The 17,043-nt window shown below is 63.8% G+C and carries 18 protein-coding genes; 9 read left to right on the plus strand and 9 right to left on the minus strand.

The window, feature by feature from the left end; all coding sequences use genetic code 11:
* The first annotated feature begins 242 nt into the window (after positions 1 to 242).
* The 3 genes from HKD46_RS05360 (at position 243) to HKD46_RS05370 (ending at position 4,463) form a co-directional block, all read left to right on the plus strand.
* Positions 243 to 1,096 (plus strand): IS5 family transposase gene (locus HKD46_RS05360; RefSeq protein WP_103261584.1). Its coding sequence is split into 2 segments (ribosomal slippage): positions 243 to 585 and positions 585 to 1,096, totalling 855 coding nucleotides; the frame shifts between segments, so codons are not numbered across the junction.
* A 1,934-nt stretch (positions 1,097 to 3,030) separates the two neighbouring features.
* Positions 3,031 to 4,089, plus strand: coding sequence for a sensor domain-containing diguanylate cyclase (locus HKD46_RS05365; RefSeq protein WP_053288364.1), 1,059 nt, complete (start codon positions 3,031 to 3,033; stop codon positions 4,087 to 4,089).
* A gap of 86 nt (positions 4,090 to 4,175) precedes the next feature.
* Positions 4,176 to 4,463, plus strand: a complete 288-nt coding sequence (locus HKD46_RS05370; protein ID WP_039041204.1) for a hypothetical protein — start codon at positions 4,176 to 4,178, stop codon at positions 4,461 to 4,463.
* A gap of 102 nt (positions 4,464 to 4,565) precedes the next feature.
* Here HKD46_RS05370 and HKD46_RS05375 read toward each other — a convergent pair whose 3' ends face one another.
* The 7 genes from HKD46_RS05375 to HKD46_RS05405 all read right to left on the minus strand — a co-directional run bounded on the left by HKD46_RS05375 (position 4,566) and on the right by HKD46_RS05405 (position 9,825).
* A complete protein-coding gene (locus HKD46_RS05375) occupies positions 4,566 to 4,844 on the minus strand; it encodes a hypothetical protein (protein WP_029314742.1) in 279 nt (92 codons plus the stop codon).
* A gap of 280 nt (positions 4,845 to 5,124) precedes the next feature.
* Positions 5,125 to 5,847 (minus strand): ABC transporter substrate-binding protein, encoded by a 723-nt coding sequence (locus HKD46_RS05380; RefSeq protein ID WP_029314741.1) that lies wholly within the window; start codon positions 5,845 to 5,847, stop codon positions 5,125 to 5,127.
* A gap of 190 nt (positions 5,848 to 6,037) precedes the next feature.
* Positions 6,038 to 6,532 carry a GDYXXLXY domain-containing protein gene (locus HKD46_RS05385; RefSeq protein ID WP_171864997.1) on the minus strand — a complete coding sequence of 165 codons (495 nt, stop codon included), beginning with the start codon at positions 6,530 to 6,532 and terminating at the stop codon, positions 6,038 to 6,040.
* On the minus strand, positions 6,529 to 7,536 hold the full coding sequence (locus HKD46_RS05390) for a DUF4401 domain-containing protein (protein WP_171864998.1): 1,008 nt from the start codon (positions 7,534 to 7,536) through the stop codon (positions 6,529 to 6,531). Before HKD46_RS05390 ends, HKD46_RS05385 begins: the two co-directional genes overlap by 4 nt.
* Positions 7,529 to 8,467 carry a DUF2157 domain-containing protein gene (locus HKD46_RS05395; RefSeq protein ID WP_171864999.1) on the minus strand — a complete coding sequence of 313 codons (939 nt, stop codon included), beginning with the start codon at positions 8,465 to 8,467 and terminating at the stop codon, positions 7,529 to 7,531. The genes HKD46_RS05390 and HKD46_RS05395 overlap by 8 nt, the downstream gene beginning before the upstream one ends.
* A 217-nt stretch (positions 8,468 to 8,684) precedes the next feature.
* Positions 8,685 to 9,242, minus strand: a complete 558-nt coding sequence (locus HKD46_RS05400; protein WP_010675206.1) for a TMEM165/GDT1 family protein — start codon at positions 9,240 to 9,242, stop codon at positions 8,685 to 8,687.
* Positions 9,243 to 9,495: 253 nt separating this feature from the next.
* On the minus strand, positions 9,496 to 9,825 hold the full coding sequence (locus HKD46_RS05405) for a translation initiation factor (RefSeq protein WP_010675205.1): 330 nt from the start codon (positions 9,823 to 9,825) through the stop codon (positions 9,496 to 9,498).
* A gap of 119 nt (positions 9,826 to 9,944) precedes the next feature.
* Between HKD46_RS05405 and HKD46_RS05410 the strand changes: the two genes are divergently transcribed.
* From HKD46_RS05410 to HKD46_RS05420, 3 genes are read left to right on the plus strand one after another with little or no spacing between them, the layout of a single operon-like run.
* On the plus strand, positions 9,945 to 10,172 hold the full coding sequence (locus HKD46_RS05410) for a FeoA family protein (RefSeq protein WP_010675204.1): 228 nt from the start codon (positions 9,945 to 9,947) through the stop codon (positions 10,170 to 10,172).
* Positions 10,169 to 12,439, plus strand: a complete 2,271-nt coding sequence (gene feoB, locus HKD46_RS05415; protein WP_103260352.1) for a Fe(2+) transporter permease subunit FeoB — start codon at positions 10,169 to 10,171, stop codon at positions 12,437 to 12,439. Before HKD46_RS05410 ends, feoB begins: the two co-directional genes overlap by 4 nt.
* Before the next feature lie 45 nt (positions 12,440 to 12,484).
* Positions 12,485 to 12,727: a FeoC-like transcriptional regulator gene (locus HKD46_RS05420; protein WP_171865000.1), complete on the plus strand. Its 243-nt coding sequence runs from the start codon at positions 12,485 to 12,487 to the stop codon at positions 12,725 to 12,727.
* A 61-nt stretch (positions 12,728 to 12,788) separates the two neighbouring features.
* Here HKD46_RS05420 and tapW read toward each other — a convergent pair whose 3' ends face one another.
* Both tapW and HKD46_RS05430 read right to left on the minus strand, forming a co-directional pair.
* Complete coding sequence (gene tapW, locus HKD46_RS05425; RefSeq protein ID WP_029314740.1) at positions 12,789 to 13,925, minus strand: type IVa pilus ATPase TapW; 1,137 nt, start codon at positions 13,923 to 13,925, stop codon at positions 12,789 to 12,791.
* A gap of 56 nt (positions 13,926 to 13,981) precedes the next feature.
* On the minus strand, positions 13,982 to 14,338 hold the full coding sequence (locus tag HKD46_RS05430) for a DMT family protein (protein ID WP_010675200.1): 357 nt from the start codon (positions 14,336 to 14,338) through the stop codon (positions 13,982 to 13,984).
* 112 nt (positions 14,339 to 14,450) lie between these two features.
* Between HKD46_RS05430 and HKD46_RS05435 the strand changes: the two genes are divergently transcribed.
* The 3 genes from HKD46_RS05435 to HKD46_RS05445 all read left to right on the plus strand — a co-directional run bounded on the left by HKD46_RS05435 (position 14,451) and on the right by HKD46_RS05445 (position 17,025).
* Positions 14,451 to 15,182: an ABC transporter substrate-binding protein gene (locus HKD46_RS05435; protein ID WP_042878521.1), complete on the plus strand. Its 732-nt coding sequence runs from the start codon at positions 14,451 to 14,453 to the stop codon at positions 15,180 to 15,182.
* Between the two features lie 75 nt (positions 15,183 to 15,257).
* Positions 15,258 to 16,265 carry a vitamin B12 ABC transporter permease BtuC gene (gene btuC / locus HKD46_RS05440; protein WP_161470766.1) on the plus strand — a complete coding sequence of 336 codons (1,008 nt, stop codon included), beginning with the start codon at positions 15,258 to 15,260 and terminating at the stop codon, positions 16,263 to 16,265.
* Positions 16,252 to 17,025, plus strand: a complete 774-nt coding sequence (locus tag HKD46_RS05445) for an ATP-binding cassette domain-containing protein (RefSeq protein ID WP_039041214.1) — start codon at positions 16,252 to 16,254, stop codon at positions 17,023 to 17,025. Before btuC ends, HKD46_RS05445 begins: the two co-directional genes overlap by 14 nt.
* Positions 17,026 to 17,043 lie beyond the last annotated feature (18 nt).

The raw sequence follows: 17,043 nt of genomic DNA on the forward strand, positions 1-17,043 counted from the left end.
TGGTCCTGACGAGGCGCAGGCCCCGTCCATCCGGGCCTCTTCCTCTAGTGATGACAGCGTCTTCCTGCCCTCGCCGCCCCGAAGGCGCCACTCCCCCAAATCCCGTTCGCCTTTACATCGTCGTAACCCCTTTGGCGAGGCAAGGCGCGCCGGGGGACAGGCTGCCGGATCCGGACTAGGCTGTGTTCTTAAAGTGATGAAGATATAATCTCACATCTTCTCAACAGCTTAAGATCCATTCCGTGTCCCGCCGTTATCAGCTGACTGATGCACAATGGGGGCTTATCGAGCCCCAGTTTCCTTCTCGAAGCCTGATCGGGCGCCCTACCCGTGAACCGCGCCAAGTGCTCGATGGCATTCTCTGGATACTCCACACCGGAGCTCCTTGGCGAGACCTTCCAGAACGTTTCGGACCATGGAATTCGGTCTACAACACCTTCCGGCGTTGGCAGGATGCAGGCCGGATTGATGCCATTCTGGAAGCGCTGCAACTCAAGCTCAATGAAGAAGGGCTCATCGATTTCGACCTGTGGTGCCTGGACGGCTCCAATGTCAGAGCATCCAAAGATGCTGCCGGTGCACGTAAAAAAACACCTCAATGAATCAAGCCCTTGGCCGTTCGCGGGGAGGTTTCGGCAGCAAAATTCACTTGGTCACGGACGGTCATGGCTTACCACTGAGCTTCTGCCTGTCACCGGGGCAATCAGCAGAAATCAGCTATGCAACAAGCGCGTTGGCCATGGCGAGGATACCAACGTCATCAGGTCGCTACCGAACACGGCCAGCGCATCTTGCCGCAGACAAGGCCTATAGCAGCAAAGCCTTTCGAGCCGAGCTACGGCGGAGAAGGATAAAAGCGGTCATTCCGCAACGCAGCGACCAGCAACGGCGCCATAAGGGGCGTCCATTGGTACTGGACAAGGTGCATTACCGCAGGCGCAATGTCGTGGAGCGGTGCTTCGGTTGGTTGAAGAAGTTTCGCCGGTTTTCAACGAGATATGAAAAGCTAGCCAAGAGTTTTGCAGCCTTTATCAAACTGGCTTTCTGCCTTCGCTACTTGCGCGAGTTATGTGTGGACAGAAAACCAGCATTTTGAGAACACAGCCTAGGGGCATATGAATATCCGCCTAAAAATAAATCATTTTTGTACCATGGGTCTTTTTCATCATTAATGAGAGTTTTATGAAGGTTTAGTAAATTTTCATGTAGATTTGATTCAAATTCAGAATATCGACGCTTGCAAGGGTGAAAGTTATCAAAAAATGAATCTGTTTTGGCTTTTCTATATGCCAGATATAAATCTGACAATGTGATAAATTCTTTTTCAAATATTATTGGCATAATAATTCAATTCTGTTTAGTGTGTTTTGTTTATGCTATAAACATAGCGATTAGATTTTCATTGTTTAATGAGAACGGGTCGTAAGTTCAATTAATGAAGCGTACTAGGCATTAGATAAATCAGGTTACATCGCAATTAAATATACACTATCGATCTTTCAATATAAGGCTATTCCCAAAAGACACATGGAGCTGTTAATTGGCCTCGGGGCTGAAGGTTCGGGGTTGCCCCCTGTTGTTCGCCGAGGTGAGTCCGTTTGTCCAGGCCGCGAGGCAGGACGCCGAGCGAGCGCCGCTGGGCCAGGGATGGCCCATCGGCGCGTGCCGTGGGACAAACGGATGAACCGAGGGCACCCGACGTAGGAGGGCGAACAAGTGGGGGTGGCCTTTCTTTTGGTGACTTTTCTTTGGCCACGCAAAGAAAAGTCACTCGCCAAGCCGCGTAGCGGCGGCGAAACCCCGTCGAGGACGGAGTCCTCGTGTCCTGCATGGCGAAGCCGTGCTATTGAGGCGTGGGGCGGCATTCGCCAAGCAATGCCGTTACCCACCCCTCACCCTAGCCCTCTCCCCCAAGGGGAGAGGGGACAGAGCCGAAACCCCGTCGAGGGCCGCGCCCTCGTGTCCTGCGCGGTGAAGCCGTGCCATTCACACGTGGGACGACATTGCACCAGGTAATGAGGTTACCGACCCCTCACCCTAGCCCTCTCCCCCAAGGGGAGAGGGGACAAAGCCGAAACCCCATCGAGGACGGAGTCCTCGTGTCCTGCACGGCGAAGCCGTGCCATTCACACGTGGGGCGGCATTCGCCAGGCAATGACGTTACCGACCCTCACCCTAACCCTCTCCCCCAAGGGAAGAGGGGATCAAACCGAAGTCGCTGAGGCTGGCGGGCGAAACCCCGTCGAGGATGGAGTCCTCGTGTCCTGAATGGCGAAGCCGTGCCATTGAGGCGTGGGGCGGCGTTCGCCAGGCAATGACGTTACCGACCCCTCACCCTAACCCTCTCCCGCAAGGGGGGAGGGGATCAAACCGAAGTCTCCGGGCTGGCGGGCGAAACCCCGTCGAGGGCCGCGCCCTCGTGTCCTGCACGGCGAAGCCGTGCTATTGAGGCGTGGGGCGGCATTCGCCAGGTAATGACGTTACCGACCCCCTCACCCTAACCCTCTCCCCCAAGGGGAGAGGGGATCAAGCCGAAGTCGCCGAGGTTGGCGGGCGACGTTCCGTCGAGGGCTGCGCCCTCGTGTCCTGCGCGGCGAAGCCGTGCCATTGAGGCGTGGGGCGGCATTCGCCATGCAATGACGTTACCGACCCCTCACCCTGACCTTCTCCCCCAAGGGGAGAGGGGATGGTTACCGCGGACGATTACGCTTCGCTAATCGACCCTACCGACCCTACAGGCGTAGCAATGCCAAATGACGGCGAGTGACCCCTCACCCTAACCCTCTCCCGCAAGGGGCGAGGGGATGGTGACCGTGGGTGAATACGCGGCAGGAATCGACGCGGCACCCAAGGGCGAGGGCAGGGTTGTGCCCCTGTGTTTCGCATGGCGACGCCGCTTGGGGTCCGGTTATGCCAAAATGTGAACAAATCGATCTTTCCCCCGGTCAATCGCGGTCTGCCGCTTGTCGGGCCCGCCCCGAGTTGGCTAAGGTAGTCGCCCATCAGATGCACGCAGTAGTGGAGGTAGGCATGGATAAAATTTTGCTGGCGCTCTCGGAGCAGATGATAAACGCGCGGGATCTGGAGAGCCTGACCCGCCCCTTGCTGGAGATGCTGGCGTCGGTGACCGGGCTGGAGTCGACCTATCTCACCGAGATTGACCTCGGGCAAAGCACCCAGCATGTCCGTTATGCCCGCAATGTGGCCGGGCTGCAGATCCCCGAGGGGATGACGGTGGAGTGGAGCGATACCCTGTGTCGCCGTGCCATCGACGAAGAGATTGGTTACACCGATGACGTCGCCGCTCTGTGGGGGGACTCCCAGGCGGCCAGCGAGCTCGGCATTCGCTCCTATCTGAGCAGCCCGGTGCGCACCTCGACCGGCTCCCTCTATGGCACCCTGTGCGGCGCCAGTACCGAACAAAAACCCGCGGTGGCGGGGGCGCAGCAGCTCATCGCCTTCTTCGCGCACCTGATTGCCGAACAGGTGGAGCGGGAGCAACTGCTGCGGCAATTGCAGCAGGCCAACGACGAGCTCTCGCGCCTGGCCCTCTCCGATCCCCTCACCGGGCTCCCCAACCGCCGCGCCCTGATGCTGGAGCTCACCCGCTTGTTCTCCCTGTCGGAGCGGGCGGGGCATCCGGTGCTCATCGCCTTTGTGGATCTCGATGGCTTCAAGGCCATCAACGACGAGTATGGCCACGAGGCGGGGGACAGGCTGCTCACCGCCATGGCGCGGCAACTGAGCGAGACCCTGCGTGGCGGCGATCTGCTGGCCCGCTTTGGGGGGGACGAGTTCGTGGCCGTGGGCATGGGGCCTTTCCCGGACGCCGACACGCTGGACGGGGCGGTGGCGGCGTTTCGCCAGCGCCTGTTCGAGCACAGCGTGCTGTCACTGCCGGTGGGGGACAAGGTGATCCATTATCCCGGTGCCAGCGTGGGGGCGGTGGCCGTGATGCCGGCCGAGGTCAGCGTCGAGGAGGCGCTGAACCGGGCCGATGCGAGCATGTATGCGGTCAAGCGCCAGCGCCGGGCCGCAGGGGAGGGCGGTAACCCGCCCCCTTCCAGTCAGGTGTCTGCCCCGCGATAGGAGCGGGGCGGGTTGAGAGGGCACAGGGGGGCGTGTCCACCCGGGTGCCAGTCTGTTTTCCCTTTTATCAGTTCGGAGCCCATACCATGGTTCATCTTCTTGCCCGCCGTGTGCGCGCCCTGGCCGGGCGGGCGGCCACCCTGGTGGCCGGACTCTGCGAGTTTCAGCAGCGCATCTGGGTGGTCAGCATCGTCAAGGAGTCCTACACAGATACCTTCGTGGTCAACGAAGGGGGCTTTGAGGAGCCCTTGCAATGGATGCGCCGCAAGGGCTACAGCGCCGAGATGCTGGCCAGGGTGGAGGCCATGGCCCGATCCCAGGTGCTCCAGCTCGAGTGCGCCGGGCAGCATCACCGTCTGATGCGGGTGAAATAGGGGCGAAGCCGCCCCCGGATGGCCTGGGCGGCACCGCCGCCCGGGTGTTGACCACATATCCTGCCGCCCTCTTCGTGTCAGACGGGGCAAATGGGTCGCCAGTTATGATTTTTCCGTGGTTCTCTCCGGTTTCAGACCGCCTGAGTAGACGCAAATCGCGGAGTTGTAGCTGTTGAAGGTGACCGCGTAGTTGAAATCGCAGAAATAGGCCGGGTGCTTGGTGGCGACAATGTCCCCCGCCTTGCACTTGTCCTGCATCCCCTCCACCAGGGTGTCGTTGTTTGACCCGAGACAGGCCTTGCCGGTGGTCTTGTCACCGCCGCAGGCCATCAGAAGGGCGCAGACCGAGAGACTCATCAACCATTTCGCTGTGTTGTGCATGTGTGTTCCCAAGAGATCGGAGAGATGGCGGGGAAGGGCGTGAGCGCGGCGCTGCCCGATGAAGGCGGTCGGTGGGCACGCTGCCGCCCCTGACTGTCGCTGCCACCGTGCGCCCTGCCCCTTGCCGTGAAAAAGGGGCCAACAGGCTCCTGCGCCCTATATTACGGACCCAGGACGGTCTGCGTCACCCCTTGTCGTTGCAAGTGGCGAACATTAAACGGGTTTCGTGCGCTGGCTCAAAGGCGGGCCGGGGCCTTGGCGGCCCCGGCGGGGGAAGGGGTCAGGGGGAGGGGAAGTATTTGTGCTGGAGCTGCTGGAAGTCGCTGCTGGCCAGCACCTGGGTCAGGCCGAGCTGGAACTCCCTGACCAGGGCATCGTCCACCGGGTGGCTGAAGGCGAAGCAGTACTGCTCGGAACTCAACATCCAGCGCACCTCGAACTGGGCAGGATCCAGCTGCTGGGTCTTGATGAGATCCAGCAGGGTGGACTTGTTGCTGGAGACCAGATCGACCCGGCCCGAGGTGAGCATGCGCAGGGCCTGGGAGAGGCGGTTGGCGGTCATGATCTTCTGCTCGTCGAAGCCTGCGTTGAGCAGCAGTTGCTCCCCCACGTCGGATCGCACGGCGCCTATGGTGTAGCGCTGGGCTTCTTCCAGCCTGGTCAGGGTCAGGGGGCGACTGGCGAGCCCCATCAGCACTATCTCGGCATAGCCGATGGGGCAGGCCCACTTGAACAGGGGATTGCGCGCCTCGGTGCGGGCGGTGGAGAAGAGCACCACATTGGGTTTCTGGGTCAGCAGGTAGTAACCCCTGGCCCAGGGGAGGATGCTGACGGGCTGGACAGGGGTGCCGGTCTTTTGCCACACCAGGTGCAGCAGGTCGATGGCAAAGCCGGTCGGGGCGCCATCCTCCCCGGTGAAGTTGTAGGGTTTGTACTCTTCTGTGAGGTAGTGCAGGCTGGCGAGCGCCGGGCTGGCCTGGGTCGCGGGAGTGCCCCAGACCATGGCCGCGAGGCGGCGCAGGCGACCAGTCTGCGAAGGGGGACTGCAATGTCTATGTTCATCCTGACCGTCCTGCTGCCGAGTGCCCAGTTTCAAGTGTTGCCAAGTCACGGCGTTTCGCCACCCGGCGAAGACGTTATCCGCTGGGGGCCGTCATCATCTTGCCACTCACAACCGGGTCGGCGCCCCCTTTTTACCAGGCCGGACGGGGGTGACCCAGGGGGGTGAACGCTTCGTCCCTCAGCCCTACCAGCAGGGTGCTGCCATCCTCTTGCAGACGAAACTCGCCGTAGCGGGCCGACTCATACTGATCTCCCGTGCCCTCTTCGAAGAAGAAGGCGTCAGGCCCGATAAACCACTGGCCGTCGCGCTGGCGCACCTTGAGCAGGCGCTCCCCCGGGCCCGGGGCCTCGGGCTTGCCCCCTTCCACCCAGTGCACCACCTGATGTTCATCCAGGCGAACGACCAGGGTGTGGGGGCCGGCGGCGGCCTGGCGGCCCGCCAGCTGGCGGGCGAGGGCGTAGTTCAGGCGCATGTAGTCCCCCTGCATCAGGGAGCGGGGGTCGACCGGTGCCAGCTCGATCAGCACCACCTCCCCCTGGCTCATGGCGTGCTCGAAGCGCCAGACGGTGGCGTTGATGCCGGCGAGCAGGGCAAGACCGGTCAGCAAAAAGGCGAGGCGTCTCATGAGGGGCTCCTGTGGTGAAGGTGCTTGAGCCACTGACGGGTACCGAGCAGCAGGGCCCCCGAGGCGAGCAGCAGCCAGGACTTGGTCATCAGGGTCAGCCCCAGATCGTAGTAATAGAGGGAGCCAAAGCCGAGCAGCAGCAGGCCTGCCAGGGTCATCAGGGCCAGGCTGCCGGCGTAGAAGCCGAGCACCAGCACCAGGGCGCCAGCCCCCATGCCGGGAATGATGGCGCTGATCACCACCAGCGGCAGCCCGTAGCGCAGCGGCAGCCTGAGGCGAACCATGACCGCGAGCAGCAGGGCTGCGCAGAGCAGGGGATTGAGCCAGAGGGGCAGGCGGGAGCTGCCGAGCTCATTGAGCACGCTGGTGCCTCCCTCCCACAGGGGGTGGTGCAGCCGTCCCAGCACCAGCAGGGAGAGTGCCAGCCCCAGGGTGAGGGATTCATAGAGCAGATGGCGGGCGGGATCGCGCTCCGCCTGCAGCCAGCACAGGGCGACGGCGCCCATCACCAGCGGCAGGGCCAGCAGGTGCAGGCCGAGGCAGGCGAGGGCGAGGGTGAGCAGGATGGCGGCGGCGAAGCTGTGGAACAGCCTGATCAGCCAGTGCTCGAACAGGGCGGCCACCCCGAGGGAGAAGGCGGTCAGACCGAACCAGAGACACGCGACGTTCAGATCCAGCCTGTCCAGCAGGCCGTAGAGCAGCCAGGCATCTGCCGCCAGCGCCAGCGCCAGCACGAACTGATCCCAGAGATCGCTGCGGGTCGCCATGCGGTTGAGACCGAGGGCGGCGGCCATCAGCACCATCCCCATGGTGAGGGCGTTGTTGGGGTCGCGGGTCAGCTGCTCGAAGGCCATGAAGAGGAAGAAGAGCAGGAAGAGGGCGGCTATCCAGCCCACCATGCCGAGCAGAAAACGGCCCGACCAGTGGGGCTGTTCATCCCGGGGGGCATCCCCTTCCACAAGTTGGGCTGCACGCAGGCGCTCCCAGGGGGTGAGATCAGACATGCTGCCTCCGTTGTTGTTGCAGCCAGCGGCTGGCCATCACCGACAGGCCGATGGTGATGAGGGCCAGCAGCAAAAAGCCGTTCATGTCCGGCTCCATCCACTTGCCAAGGGCCGCGAGGATGACGGCGATAAGGCTCAGGCACCCCATGGTGAGCCCGGCGATGAACCTGTGGTGCCAGCGCAGGTAGGCGGCGCCGAGCCAGGCGAGCCAGGCAGGCCAGACCCAGGGAGAGGCGGCATCGAACAGGGCCAGCAGGGTGAGGAGGGTGATGCCGAGCCCCGCGGCCAGCCCCGCGAGCCAGGAGGGCATCAGGGCGTAGCGGGCGGGCACCAGGATGAGCAGACCCCAGAGGGCGGCGTTGAGCAGGGTCAGGCACCAGCCGAGGGCCTCCTCGTTGAAGGAGAAGAAGAGATCGAGAAGGCCGAGCCGCCAGTAGAGCACCAGGGCGAGCTGACCGAGCAGCCAGGCCAGGGTCCAGAGCAGCGGGCTTCTGCCAAGGGCCGCCAGCGGTAGCAGCATCAGGGCCCAGGTGGCGAAGAGCTGCCAGGGGTCGGCGCCGGTCTGGTAGGTCTGGCCCACCAGGGCGAGCAGGGCGCCGAGGTTGAGGGCCAGGGCCAGCAGCAGGGCCTGGCGCGGGGTGTCACTCATGGGTTTTCGCCAGAGCACTAGGAGCATGGCGAGCAACGGCAGCTCCAGCAGGGCGAGACGTGAGAGGCGCCCCAGGGCCTGCCAGTTGAAGGCGACGAAGAAGACGAGGCCGGCGCCAAGGCAGAGGCAGCCGAGCCAGAGCAGCAGCCTGTCGAACAGCCACTGCCAGCGGGCAGGGCCGGGGGGCAGATCGCACAGGGCCAGGGCGGCAGGCAGCGAGGCCCGTGGCAGGCGGCCGCGCCTGACCCAGTCGAGCAGGGTCTGTCTTGAGGTGAGGTGCATGGGGGCTCCTGAAGCCGTGATGCCTGAAAGATAAGGCATTATGGCACGGCGCCGCGTCTCGGGGCAGGGGCGCCGTCGGCGCTGCGACACAGGTCGCGGCACGGGGCCATGTCTTTGCACTAAAAAGGCCCCCGCCGTGAGGAGGGGGCCTGAAGGACGTCCGGGGCGGCGGTGGCGATCAGTGCTCACGCTGATCCCCCGCCGGCTTCTATGGAGGTCAGGCGAAGATCAGGGTGGAGATGCCAAGCCCCGCAAAGAGGATGGCGCAGGCAATGCGGATCCCCTTGAGGGGGAGCTTGTCGGCCCCGAGCTTGCCGAGCAGCACCACGGGCACGTTGGCCAGCATCATGCCGAGGGTGGTGCCGGTGATCACCTGGATCAGGGAGTCGTACTTGGCTGCCAGCAGCACGGTGGCTATCTGGGTCTTGTCACCGATCTCGGCGATGAAGAAGAGCACGAAGGTGGCCATGAAGGGGCCGTACTTGTCCAGGGAACTCTCTTCATCGTCCATCTTGTCCGGCACCAGGATCCAGGCGGCCATGGCGATGAAGGCGCCAGCGACCAGCCAGGTCATCACCTTGGGATCCATCCAGCGACTGATGAATTCCCCTATCCAGGCGGCCCCTGCGTGGTTGAGCAGGGTGGCAGCCAGCATGCCGGCGATGATGGGCCAGGGTTTGCGAAAACGACAGATGAGCAACAGGGCCAGCAGCTGTGTCTTGTCGCCGATCTCGGCGATGGCAACGCTGATGGTGGAGGTTAACAAGGCTTCCATAAAAATGACCGGGGGACGGAATTGTTATAAACCAAAGACAAGCCTGCGCCATCCGTCCCCGGTTTTGGCACTGGCCCGTCAAAGGTCTTGTCAAATCCGGCATTGCCCGGATCACCCTGACCATGGTGAGTTGGCACCAAGTATGTTGATCAGGATCGCGCACGAAACGGGTCCGTGTCGAGACTACTCCCCCTCGATGGGAGCGGGCATTCTAGGGAAAAAACCCCGGTGAGGCAAGGCGCGGGATGGGGAATTATCCCCCCACCAGCTTGACCTGAAAGCCGGCCTTCTCCAGTTCGGCCTTGATAAGATCCCGTTTGTCCCCCTGGATCTCGATGATCCCCTCCTTGAGACCGCCGCCGGTACCGCACTTCTTCTTGAGCAGGGTGGCGAGGGCCTTCTGCTGGTCGACGGGAACGCCGTGGATGCTGATGACCCCGGCCCCCTTGCGTCCCTTGGTCTCGCGGCGGATGCGCACGACCCCGTCGGCGGGGAAGGGGGAGGCGTGCTGGGCAGGGGCGGATTCCTTGATCATGCCGCCGTCCGTGCTGTAGACCAGGCGGCTGTTGTTGTCGTGACTCATGGCAATACTTTATCGGTTAGCTAAGCGGAGTTTGATTTTACGCAAATAAATGTTGAGGGCACAGCTTATAATCCCCCCATTAAAAGCGAATTATTCTTGTTTAACTTCAGGAGCCCGTCATGGTACTCACAGAGCTGTCGCCGGGACAGAGCGCTCGCATCACGCACATGAACCACCTTGGCCGCGCCTTGCGGCGCAAGCTGATGGTGATGGGGCTGCTGCCCCAGACCGAGATCCTCTATCTGCGGGCCGCCCCCCTGGGGGACCCGCTCCAGATCCAGTGCCAGGGTATCTGCCTCTCCATGCAGCGGAGTCTGGCCCAGCAAATCGAGGTGGAGCCGGTATGAGCTACAACCTGGTCACAGTGGGCAATCCCAACAGCGGCAAGACCTCCCTGTTCAACGCCCTGACCGGCTCCCGCCAGCAGGTGGGGAACTGGAGCGGGGTCACCGTCGACAAGAAGATGGGGGCCTTTGCTGCCCGCGGGCAGGAATACACCCTGGTGGACCTGCCCGGCATCTATGCCCTGGCCAACCAGGAGGCGAGCCTGGACGAGCAGATCGCCAGTCGCTTCGTCCAGCGCCAGCAGCCGGATCTGCTGCTCAACGTCATCGATGCCGCCAACCTGGAGCGCTCCCTCTACCTCACCCTGCAACTGCGGGAGCTGGGGCTGCCCATGGTGGTGGTGCTCAACAAGATGGATCTGCTGCAAAAGCGGCGCATCACCATCGACGAGGCCTTGCTCGCCAAGGCGCTGGGGTGCCCCGTGGTGTCGCTCTCGGCCCACAATCGCCAGCAGGTGGCGGCCTTCAAAGAGGGGATCCACCAGTTTATCGGCCAGTCCCAGCCCGCCCTGGTGCTCGACTACGGTCAGCCCCTCGAGGGAGACATCGCCGAGCTGGAGACTCTGCTCGCCCCTCATCATCTGCATCGCCGTGGTCGCGCCCTGCGCCTGCTGGAGGAAGACATCGCCATGCAGGAGACCCTGGCTGCGGGGCAGCAAGCGGCGGCCGACAACGTGGTGAGCCGCGCCCACCACGCCCAGGACATCGACCTGCAACTCGCTGATTTGCGCTACGGCCATATCCACCACTGGTGCCAGCAGGCGTGCCGTCATCAGGACAAGCTCACGGTCGCCCAGAGCGAACGGCTGGACAGGGTGCTGCTCAACCGCTGGGTGGGCATCCCCTTCTTCCTGCTGGTGATGTACCTGATGTTCATGTTCGCCATCAAGGTGGGCAGCGCCTTCATCGACTTCTTCGACATCCTCGGGGGGGCCCTCTTCGTGGACGGGGTGCACCACCTGCTGGGGCTGATGAGTGCCCCCGACTGGCTGGGGGCCGTGCTCGCGGACGGCGTGGGTGCCGGTTTGCAGACGGTGGCGACCTTCATCCCCGTGGTGGGCTGCCTCTTTCTCTTCCTCGCGGTGCTGGAGAGCTCCGGCTATCTGGCCCGCGCCGCCTTCGTGGTGGACGCCCTGATGCGTCGCCTCGGCCTGCCCGGCAAGGCCTTCGTCCCCATGCTGATGGGCTTTGGCTGCACCGTGCCCGCGGTGATGGCGACTCGCACCCTGGGGTCGGAGCGCGAGCGGCTGATGACCTCGGCCATGGCACCCTTCATGTCCTGCGGTGCCCGTCTCCCGGTCTACGCCCTGTTCGCGGTGGCCTTCTTCCCCGAGTCGGGGCAGAACCTGGTGTTCGGTCTCTATCTGTTCGGCATCCTGGTGGCGGTGCTCACCGGCCTCTTCCTGCGCAGCACCCTGCTGCCGGGCAAGAGCGACTCCATGGTGATGGAGATGCCCGATTACGAGTGGCCCCGTCCGGTGGACGTGGGGCTGCGCACCTGGCAGAAACTCAAGGGCTTCATCTTCGGCGCGGGCAAGACCATCGTCCTGATGGTGGCGGTGCTGAGCGTGCTCAACTCCCTCGGCACCGACGGCAGCTTCGGCAACCAGGATCAGGAGAACTCGGTGCTGAGCAAGCTGAGCCAGTCCGTGACCCCGGTGCTGCATCCCATAGGCGTGCGGGACGACAACTGGCAGGCCACGGTGGGTATCCTCACCGGCATCTTTGCCAAGGAGGCGGTGGTCGCTACCCTCAACAGCCTCTACGCCGGCGGCGCCGGTGATGAGGAGGAGAGTGAATACTCCCTGCTGGGCAGCCTGAAAGCGGCGCTGGCCACCATTCCCGCCAACCTGGCGGACATCGACCCCGCCGATCCCATGGGGATCAAGGTGGGGGATCTGGAGGACAAGCAGGCGGCAGCCGAGGCCCAGGAGGTGGACACCTCCACCTACGGCAACATGCAGACCCACTTCGACGGCGTGGCCGGGGCCTTTGCCTACCTGCTGTTCGTGTTGCTCTACATGCCCTGCGCCGCCGCCATGGGGGCTCTGGTGCGAGAGACCGGTCGCCAGTGGGCCCTGTTCACCGCCGCCTGGTGCAACTACGTCGCCTTCCTGTGCGCCACCCTCTTCTATCAACTGGCGACCTTCGCCGCCCACCCGGCGCAGAGCCTGGTCTGGAGCCTGAGCTATCTGCTCTCCCTGGTGCTGCTCTGGTGGCTGGGGCGTCGTCACGGCGACATCGTCGCCCGCAAGGTGGTGACCCTGTGAAGGGGCTCATGGTCAGGGGCGAGTGCGCCGAGAGGGGGGTATTCTGTGATCCTGCGTGAACTGGGGGACTATCTGGCCCTGCACAAGAAGGTGAGCCGGCGGGCGCTGGCCCGCCACTTCCAGACCTCCGAGGATGCGGTAGAGGCCATGCTCGGGGTCTGGATGCGCAAGGGGCGCGTCGCCAAGCGGGAGAGCCGCCTGTGTGGCGGCTCCTGCTGCGGCAAGCACGAAGAGGTGACGTTCGAGTGGTGCGAGCCCGGCCAGATAGGGCTGATCCAGAAGGGCTGACGCCTGCCCATATGAAAAAGGGAACCCGAGGGTTCCCTTTTTCGTGGCCGCCGTGCCCGTCTCAGAAGAGGTCGCCCTCGTCCTTGGTGGGCTCCAGGCTCCAGCCGCTCGCCGCCGCGCTGTTGCCAATCTGGCCCTTTTCCCGCCAGAGTTTGATCTTGAGGCGCAGGTTGTTCTGGGAGTCCGCGTTCTTCACCGCCTCCTCCTCGTCGATCACCCCCTCGACCACCAGATCGAACAGAGTGCTGTCGAAGGTCACCATGCCAAGGGCCCTGGATTTTTCCATGATCTCCTTGAGGCCGCCAAACTCGCCGCGCTTGATGAGATCGCGCACCGTGTGGGTTCCGAGCATCACCTCCACCGCCGCCCGGCGCCCGCCGTCCGTGGTCTTCACCAGCCGCTGGGAGACAAAGGCCTTGAGGTTGTTGCCAAGGTCGTTGAGCAGCTGGGGTCTGCGCTCTTCCGGGAAGAAGTTGATGATGCGATCCAGCGCCTGGTTGGCGTTGTTGGCGTGCAGGGTGGAGATGGCCAGATGCCCGGTCTCCGAGAAGGCGAGGGCATGCTCCATGGTCTCCCGATCGCGGATTTCACCGATGAGGATGACGTCCGGCGCCTGGCGCAGGGTGTTCTTCAGGGCCGCGTGGAAGCTGCGGGTATCCACCCCCACCTCCCGCTGGTTGATGATGCTCTTCTGGTGGCGATGGACGAACTCCACCGGATCCTCGATGGTGATGATGTGGCCGCCGCTGTTGCGGTTGCGATGATCGATGAGGGCCGCGAGCGATGTGGATTTGCCGGACCCCGTGCCGCCGACGAAGAGCACCAGACCCCGCTTCTCCATGATGGTGTCGAGGAGCACCGGAGGGAGTTTGAGATCCTCGAAGCGGGGGATCTCGGTCTTGATGTTGCGCGCCACCAGGGAGACTTCATTGCGCTGCTTGAAGATGTTGACCCGAAAACGGCCTATCTGGGGCAGGGAGATGGCGAGGTTCATCTCCAGCTCTTTCTCGAACTGCTGTTTCTGCTCGAGATCCATGATGTCGTAGGCGATGCGGGCCACCTCGCCCGGCCCCAGGGGCTCCTGGGTGAGGGGGCGCAGGGCGCCGTTGAACTTGGCGCAGGGGGGGGCGCCGGTGGAGAGATAGAGATCGGAACCGTCCTGTTTGGCCAGGATCTGCAGCATGTCTCTCAATTCCATGAGGGGCCTCGTCGCTCAAAGGGCTGGGGGATGATGAATGGCTTGAGTGTACAGCCTCAGGCGCCGGTCAGTTTTTCGCGGAACACAAAAAAGACCGCGCCCAGGATGCACAGACCCGCCCAGAGGTAGTCCCACTTCAGATCTTCTTTCAGATAGAAGATGGAGAAGGGAACGAACACGGTGAGGGTGATCACCTCCTGCAGGATCTTGAGCTGGCCGACGGAGAGCACGGTGTGGCCGATGCGGTTGGCGGGCACCTGCAACAGGTATTCGAACAGGGCTATCCCCCAGCTCACCAGGGCGGCGATGATCCAGGGTTTGTGATTCATGCTCTTGAGATGGGCGTACCAGGCAAACGTCATGAAGACGTTGCTGCAGATGAGCAGGCCGATACTGGTCATGATGGGGTTCATTAGGTTCTCCTTTTAAATCAATGCATTTTATCTCGACTCCATGGGTTTTCATAAGTGGTGCTTGAGGGTATTTTTAGCTCACAAGGATGTAACAAAAGAAGGCGAAAGCTGGATGGGCAAGACAAGCTGGGGTGCGCTTTGTCTGTTGTTTGCCTGCTGGGCGCAAGGTGCGCCGACCCTGACGGTGGCCACCGATGTCTGGCCGCCGTTTCGCATGCTGGCAGAGAACGACGACTTCCAGGGGCTGGATATCGACATTCTGCGCCAGTTGCAGGCACGCAGCGGCATTGTGCTCACCCTCAAACGGGTGCCCTGGGGACGGGCACTCAAACAGATGCAGACCGGTCAGGTGGATCTGATGATAGGGCTGGCTCACACCGAGGAGCGGGCCGCCTTCATCGACTACCTGCAGCCGTCCTATTACCAGTGCCGGCCTGCCTTCTATGGCAAGCCCGCCGCCGTGGCAGGTCTCAGGCGCTACGAGGATCTGCGAGGCCGCGAGATAGGCTATGTGCTCAACTCCGCCTACTTCCCCCCCTTCGATGGCGACACCCAGCTAGACAAGCACGGGGTCCCCACCGAAGACCAGTTGCAGCGCATGGTGGAGCGGGGCCACCTGCCCCTGATGATAGGGACCGACTGCCAGGTGGATTACGCCCTGAGCCAGCGCAACGACGCCGGCCTCGTCAAGGCGCCCTTCCAGCCCCCCAACCCGGTGGTGCTCTACCTCGGGATGAGCAAGCACTCACCCCACCACGAGCTGGGCTCCAAGCTGGCGCAGGCGTTGCAAGCCATGGTGGAGAGCGGCGAGATAGCGGCGCTGGCCAAGCCCTACCAGCCTTGACCTTGGGTGGTAACGCGCTGTTATCATGCAGTTTTCCTGCCTGCCCCCCGGCGGGCCTCGCTTCTTGGGGATCCCGTGTATCTCGCTCTCATCCGTCGCCAGCAGCGCTGGCAGCGCCGCTGGCTGTTCCTGCTGTCGCTGCTGACCCTGGCCCTGTTCCTGCTCTCCCTCGCCCTCGGGGAGTTCGTGCTGCTGCCCTGGCAGCCGCTGGGGGATCTGGAGCTGCGCATCCTGCTGGAGCTGCGCCTGCCGCGCGCCCTGCTGGCTCTTCTGGCGGGGGCCTCCCTTGCCTGCGGCGGTGCCGTGCTCCAGGTGATGCTGCACAACCCGGTGGCGGAACCCGGCCTGCTCGGCGTCTCGAGCGGCGCGGGGTTGGCCGCCATGGTGGCGATGGCGGTGGCCAAGGGGCTCGGGCTCTATCTGCCGGGCTGGGGGCTGTCGCTGGCGGCCTTTGGCGGCGCCCTGGTGGTGACCATGCTGCTCATCCGTCTCGCACGCCGGGCACGGCTCGGCCATGGGCGGCTGCTGCTGTTCGGGGTCGCCATCGGCATCCTCACCAATGCGGCCATGACCTGGCTGATGTATTTCGCCGACGACGGCGCTTTGCGGGAATTCATGTTCTGGATGATGGGCAGCCTCGCCTACGGCAGCCAGCAGCTCGCCTGGTGGTGGCTGGTGCTGCCCCTCACCCTCGGCTGGCTCTGCTGGCAGGGGCGGGCACTGCAACAACTGCTGCTGGGGGAGACCCAGGCCCGCCTTATGGGGTTGAACGTGGACAGCATGCGGGTACGCCTGGTGCTGGCGGTCTGCCTGCTCACCGGGGTGGCGGTCTCCCTGTGCGGCGTCATCGGCTTCGTCGGCCTGGTAGTGCCTCACCTGCTGCGCCTGTGCGGTGGCAGCGATCAGCGCTTCCTGCTGCCCGCCTCGGCGATGGGGGGTGGCGCCCTGCTGCTCGGGGCCGATCTGGTGGCCCGCTCGGCGCTGCACGCCGGTGAACTGCCCATCGGGGTCATCACCGCCTCGGTGGGCGCCCCGCTCTTTATCTATCTGCTGCTGAGGCAAGATGCCGATGTGTCCCGCTGATCCCGCCCCCTGGCGGCTGGAGGCCCGCGCCCTGGCCATCCCCCATCGCCTCGCCCCCCTGGATCTGGCCTGGTCCGGTGGTCAGCTGGTGGCCCTGCTCGGCCCCAACGGCAGCGGCAAGTCCTCCCTGCTCGGGGCCCTGGCGGGCCTGCTGCCCGCCGATGGCGCTGTCTTGCTGGGGGGAGAGGCCATCACGACCCTGAGCTGGCCCGAGCTTGCAATGCGGCGCGCCATGCTGCCCCAGCGCCAGCCCCAGCTGTTCCACATCCCGGTGTTCCAGGTGCTGAGCCTGGGGCTGGAGGAGGGGGGCCCCGATGCTCAGGCGCAGGCGGTGGCGGATGTGTGCGACGCCCTGGAACTGGCACCTCTGCTGGCACGGGACTTCAGCCGATTGTCCGGGGGGGAGCAGCAGCGGGTGCTGATCGCCCGCACCCTGCTGCAACTGTGGCCAAGCCTCAATCCGACCGGGCGGGTGCTGCTGCTGGATGAACCCCTGGCGGGGCTGGATCTGCATCACCAGATGGCGCTGCTGCGGCTGCTCAAGCAACTGGCCGCGCAGGGATTGCTGGTGGTGGTGGCCATCCACGACATCAATCTGGCCATCGACTGGGCGGATCGCGTGCTCTGCCTGCAACAGGGCCGCGTGGTGGGGGAAGGGGACGTCGGGATCATCGACGAGGCGCTGCTGGAGCGGGTGTTCCAGATCCGCACCGATCGCATCGAGGCGGCCGGCCGCACCTGGTTTATGCCGAGCCTGTGAGGCGGGCTTCCCCCTCAT

Source organism: Aeromonas sp. TW 6 (genome assembly GCF_013168745.1).
GTDB classification, from domain to species: Bacteria; Pseudomonadota; Gammaproteobacteria; order Enterobacterales; family Aeromonadaceae; genus Aeromonas; species Aeromonas caviae.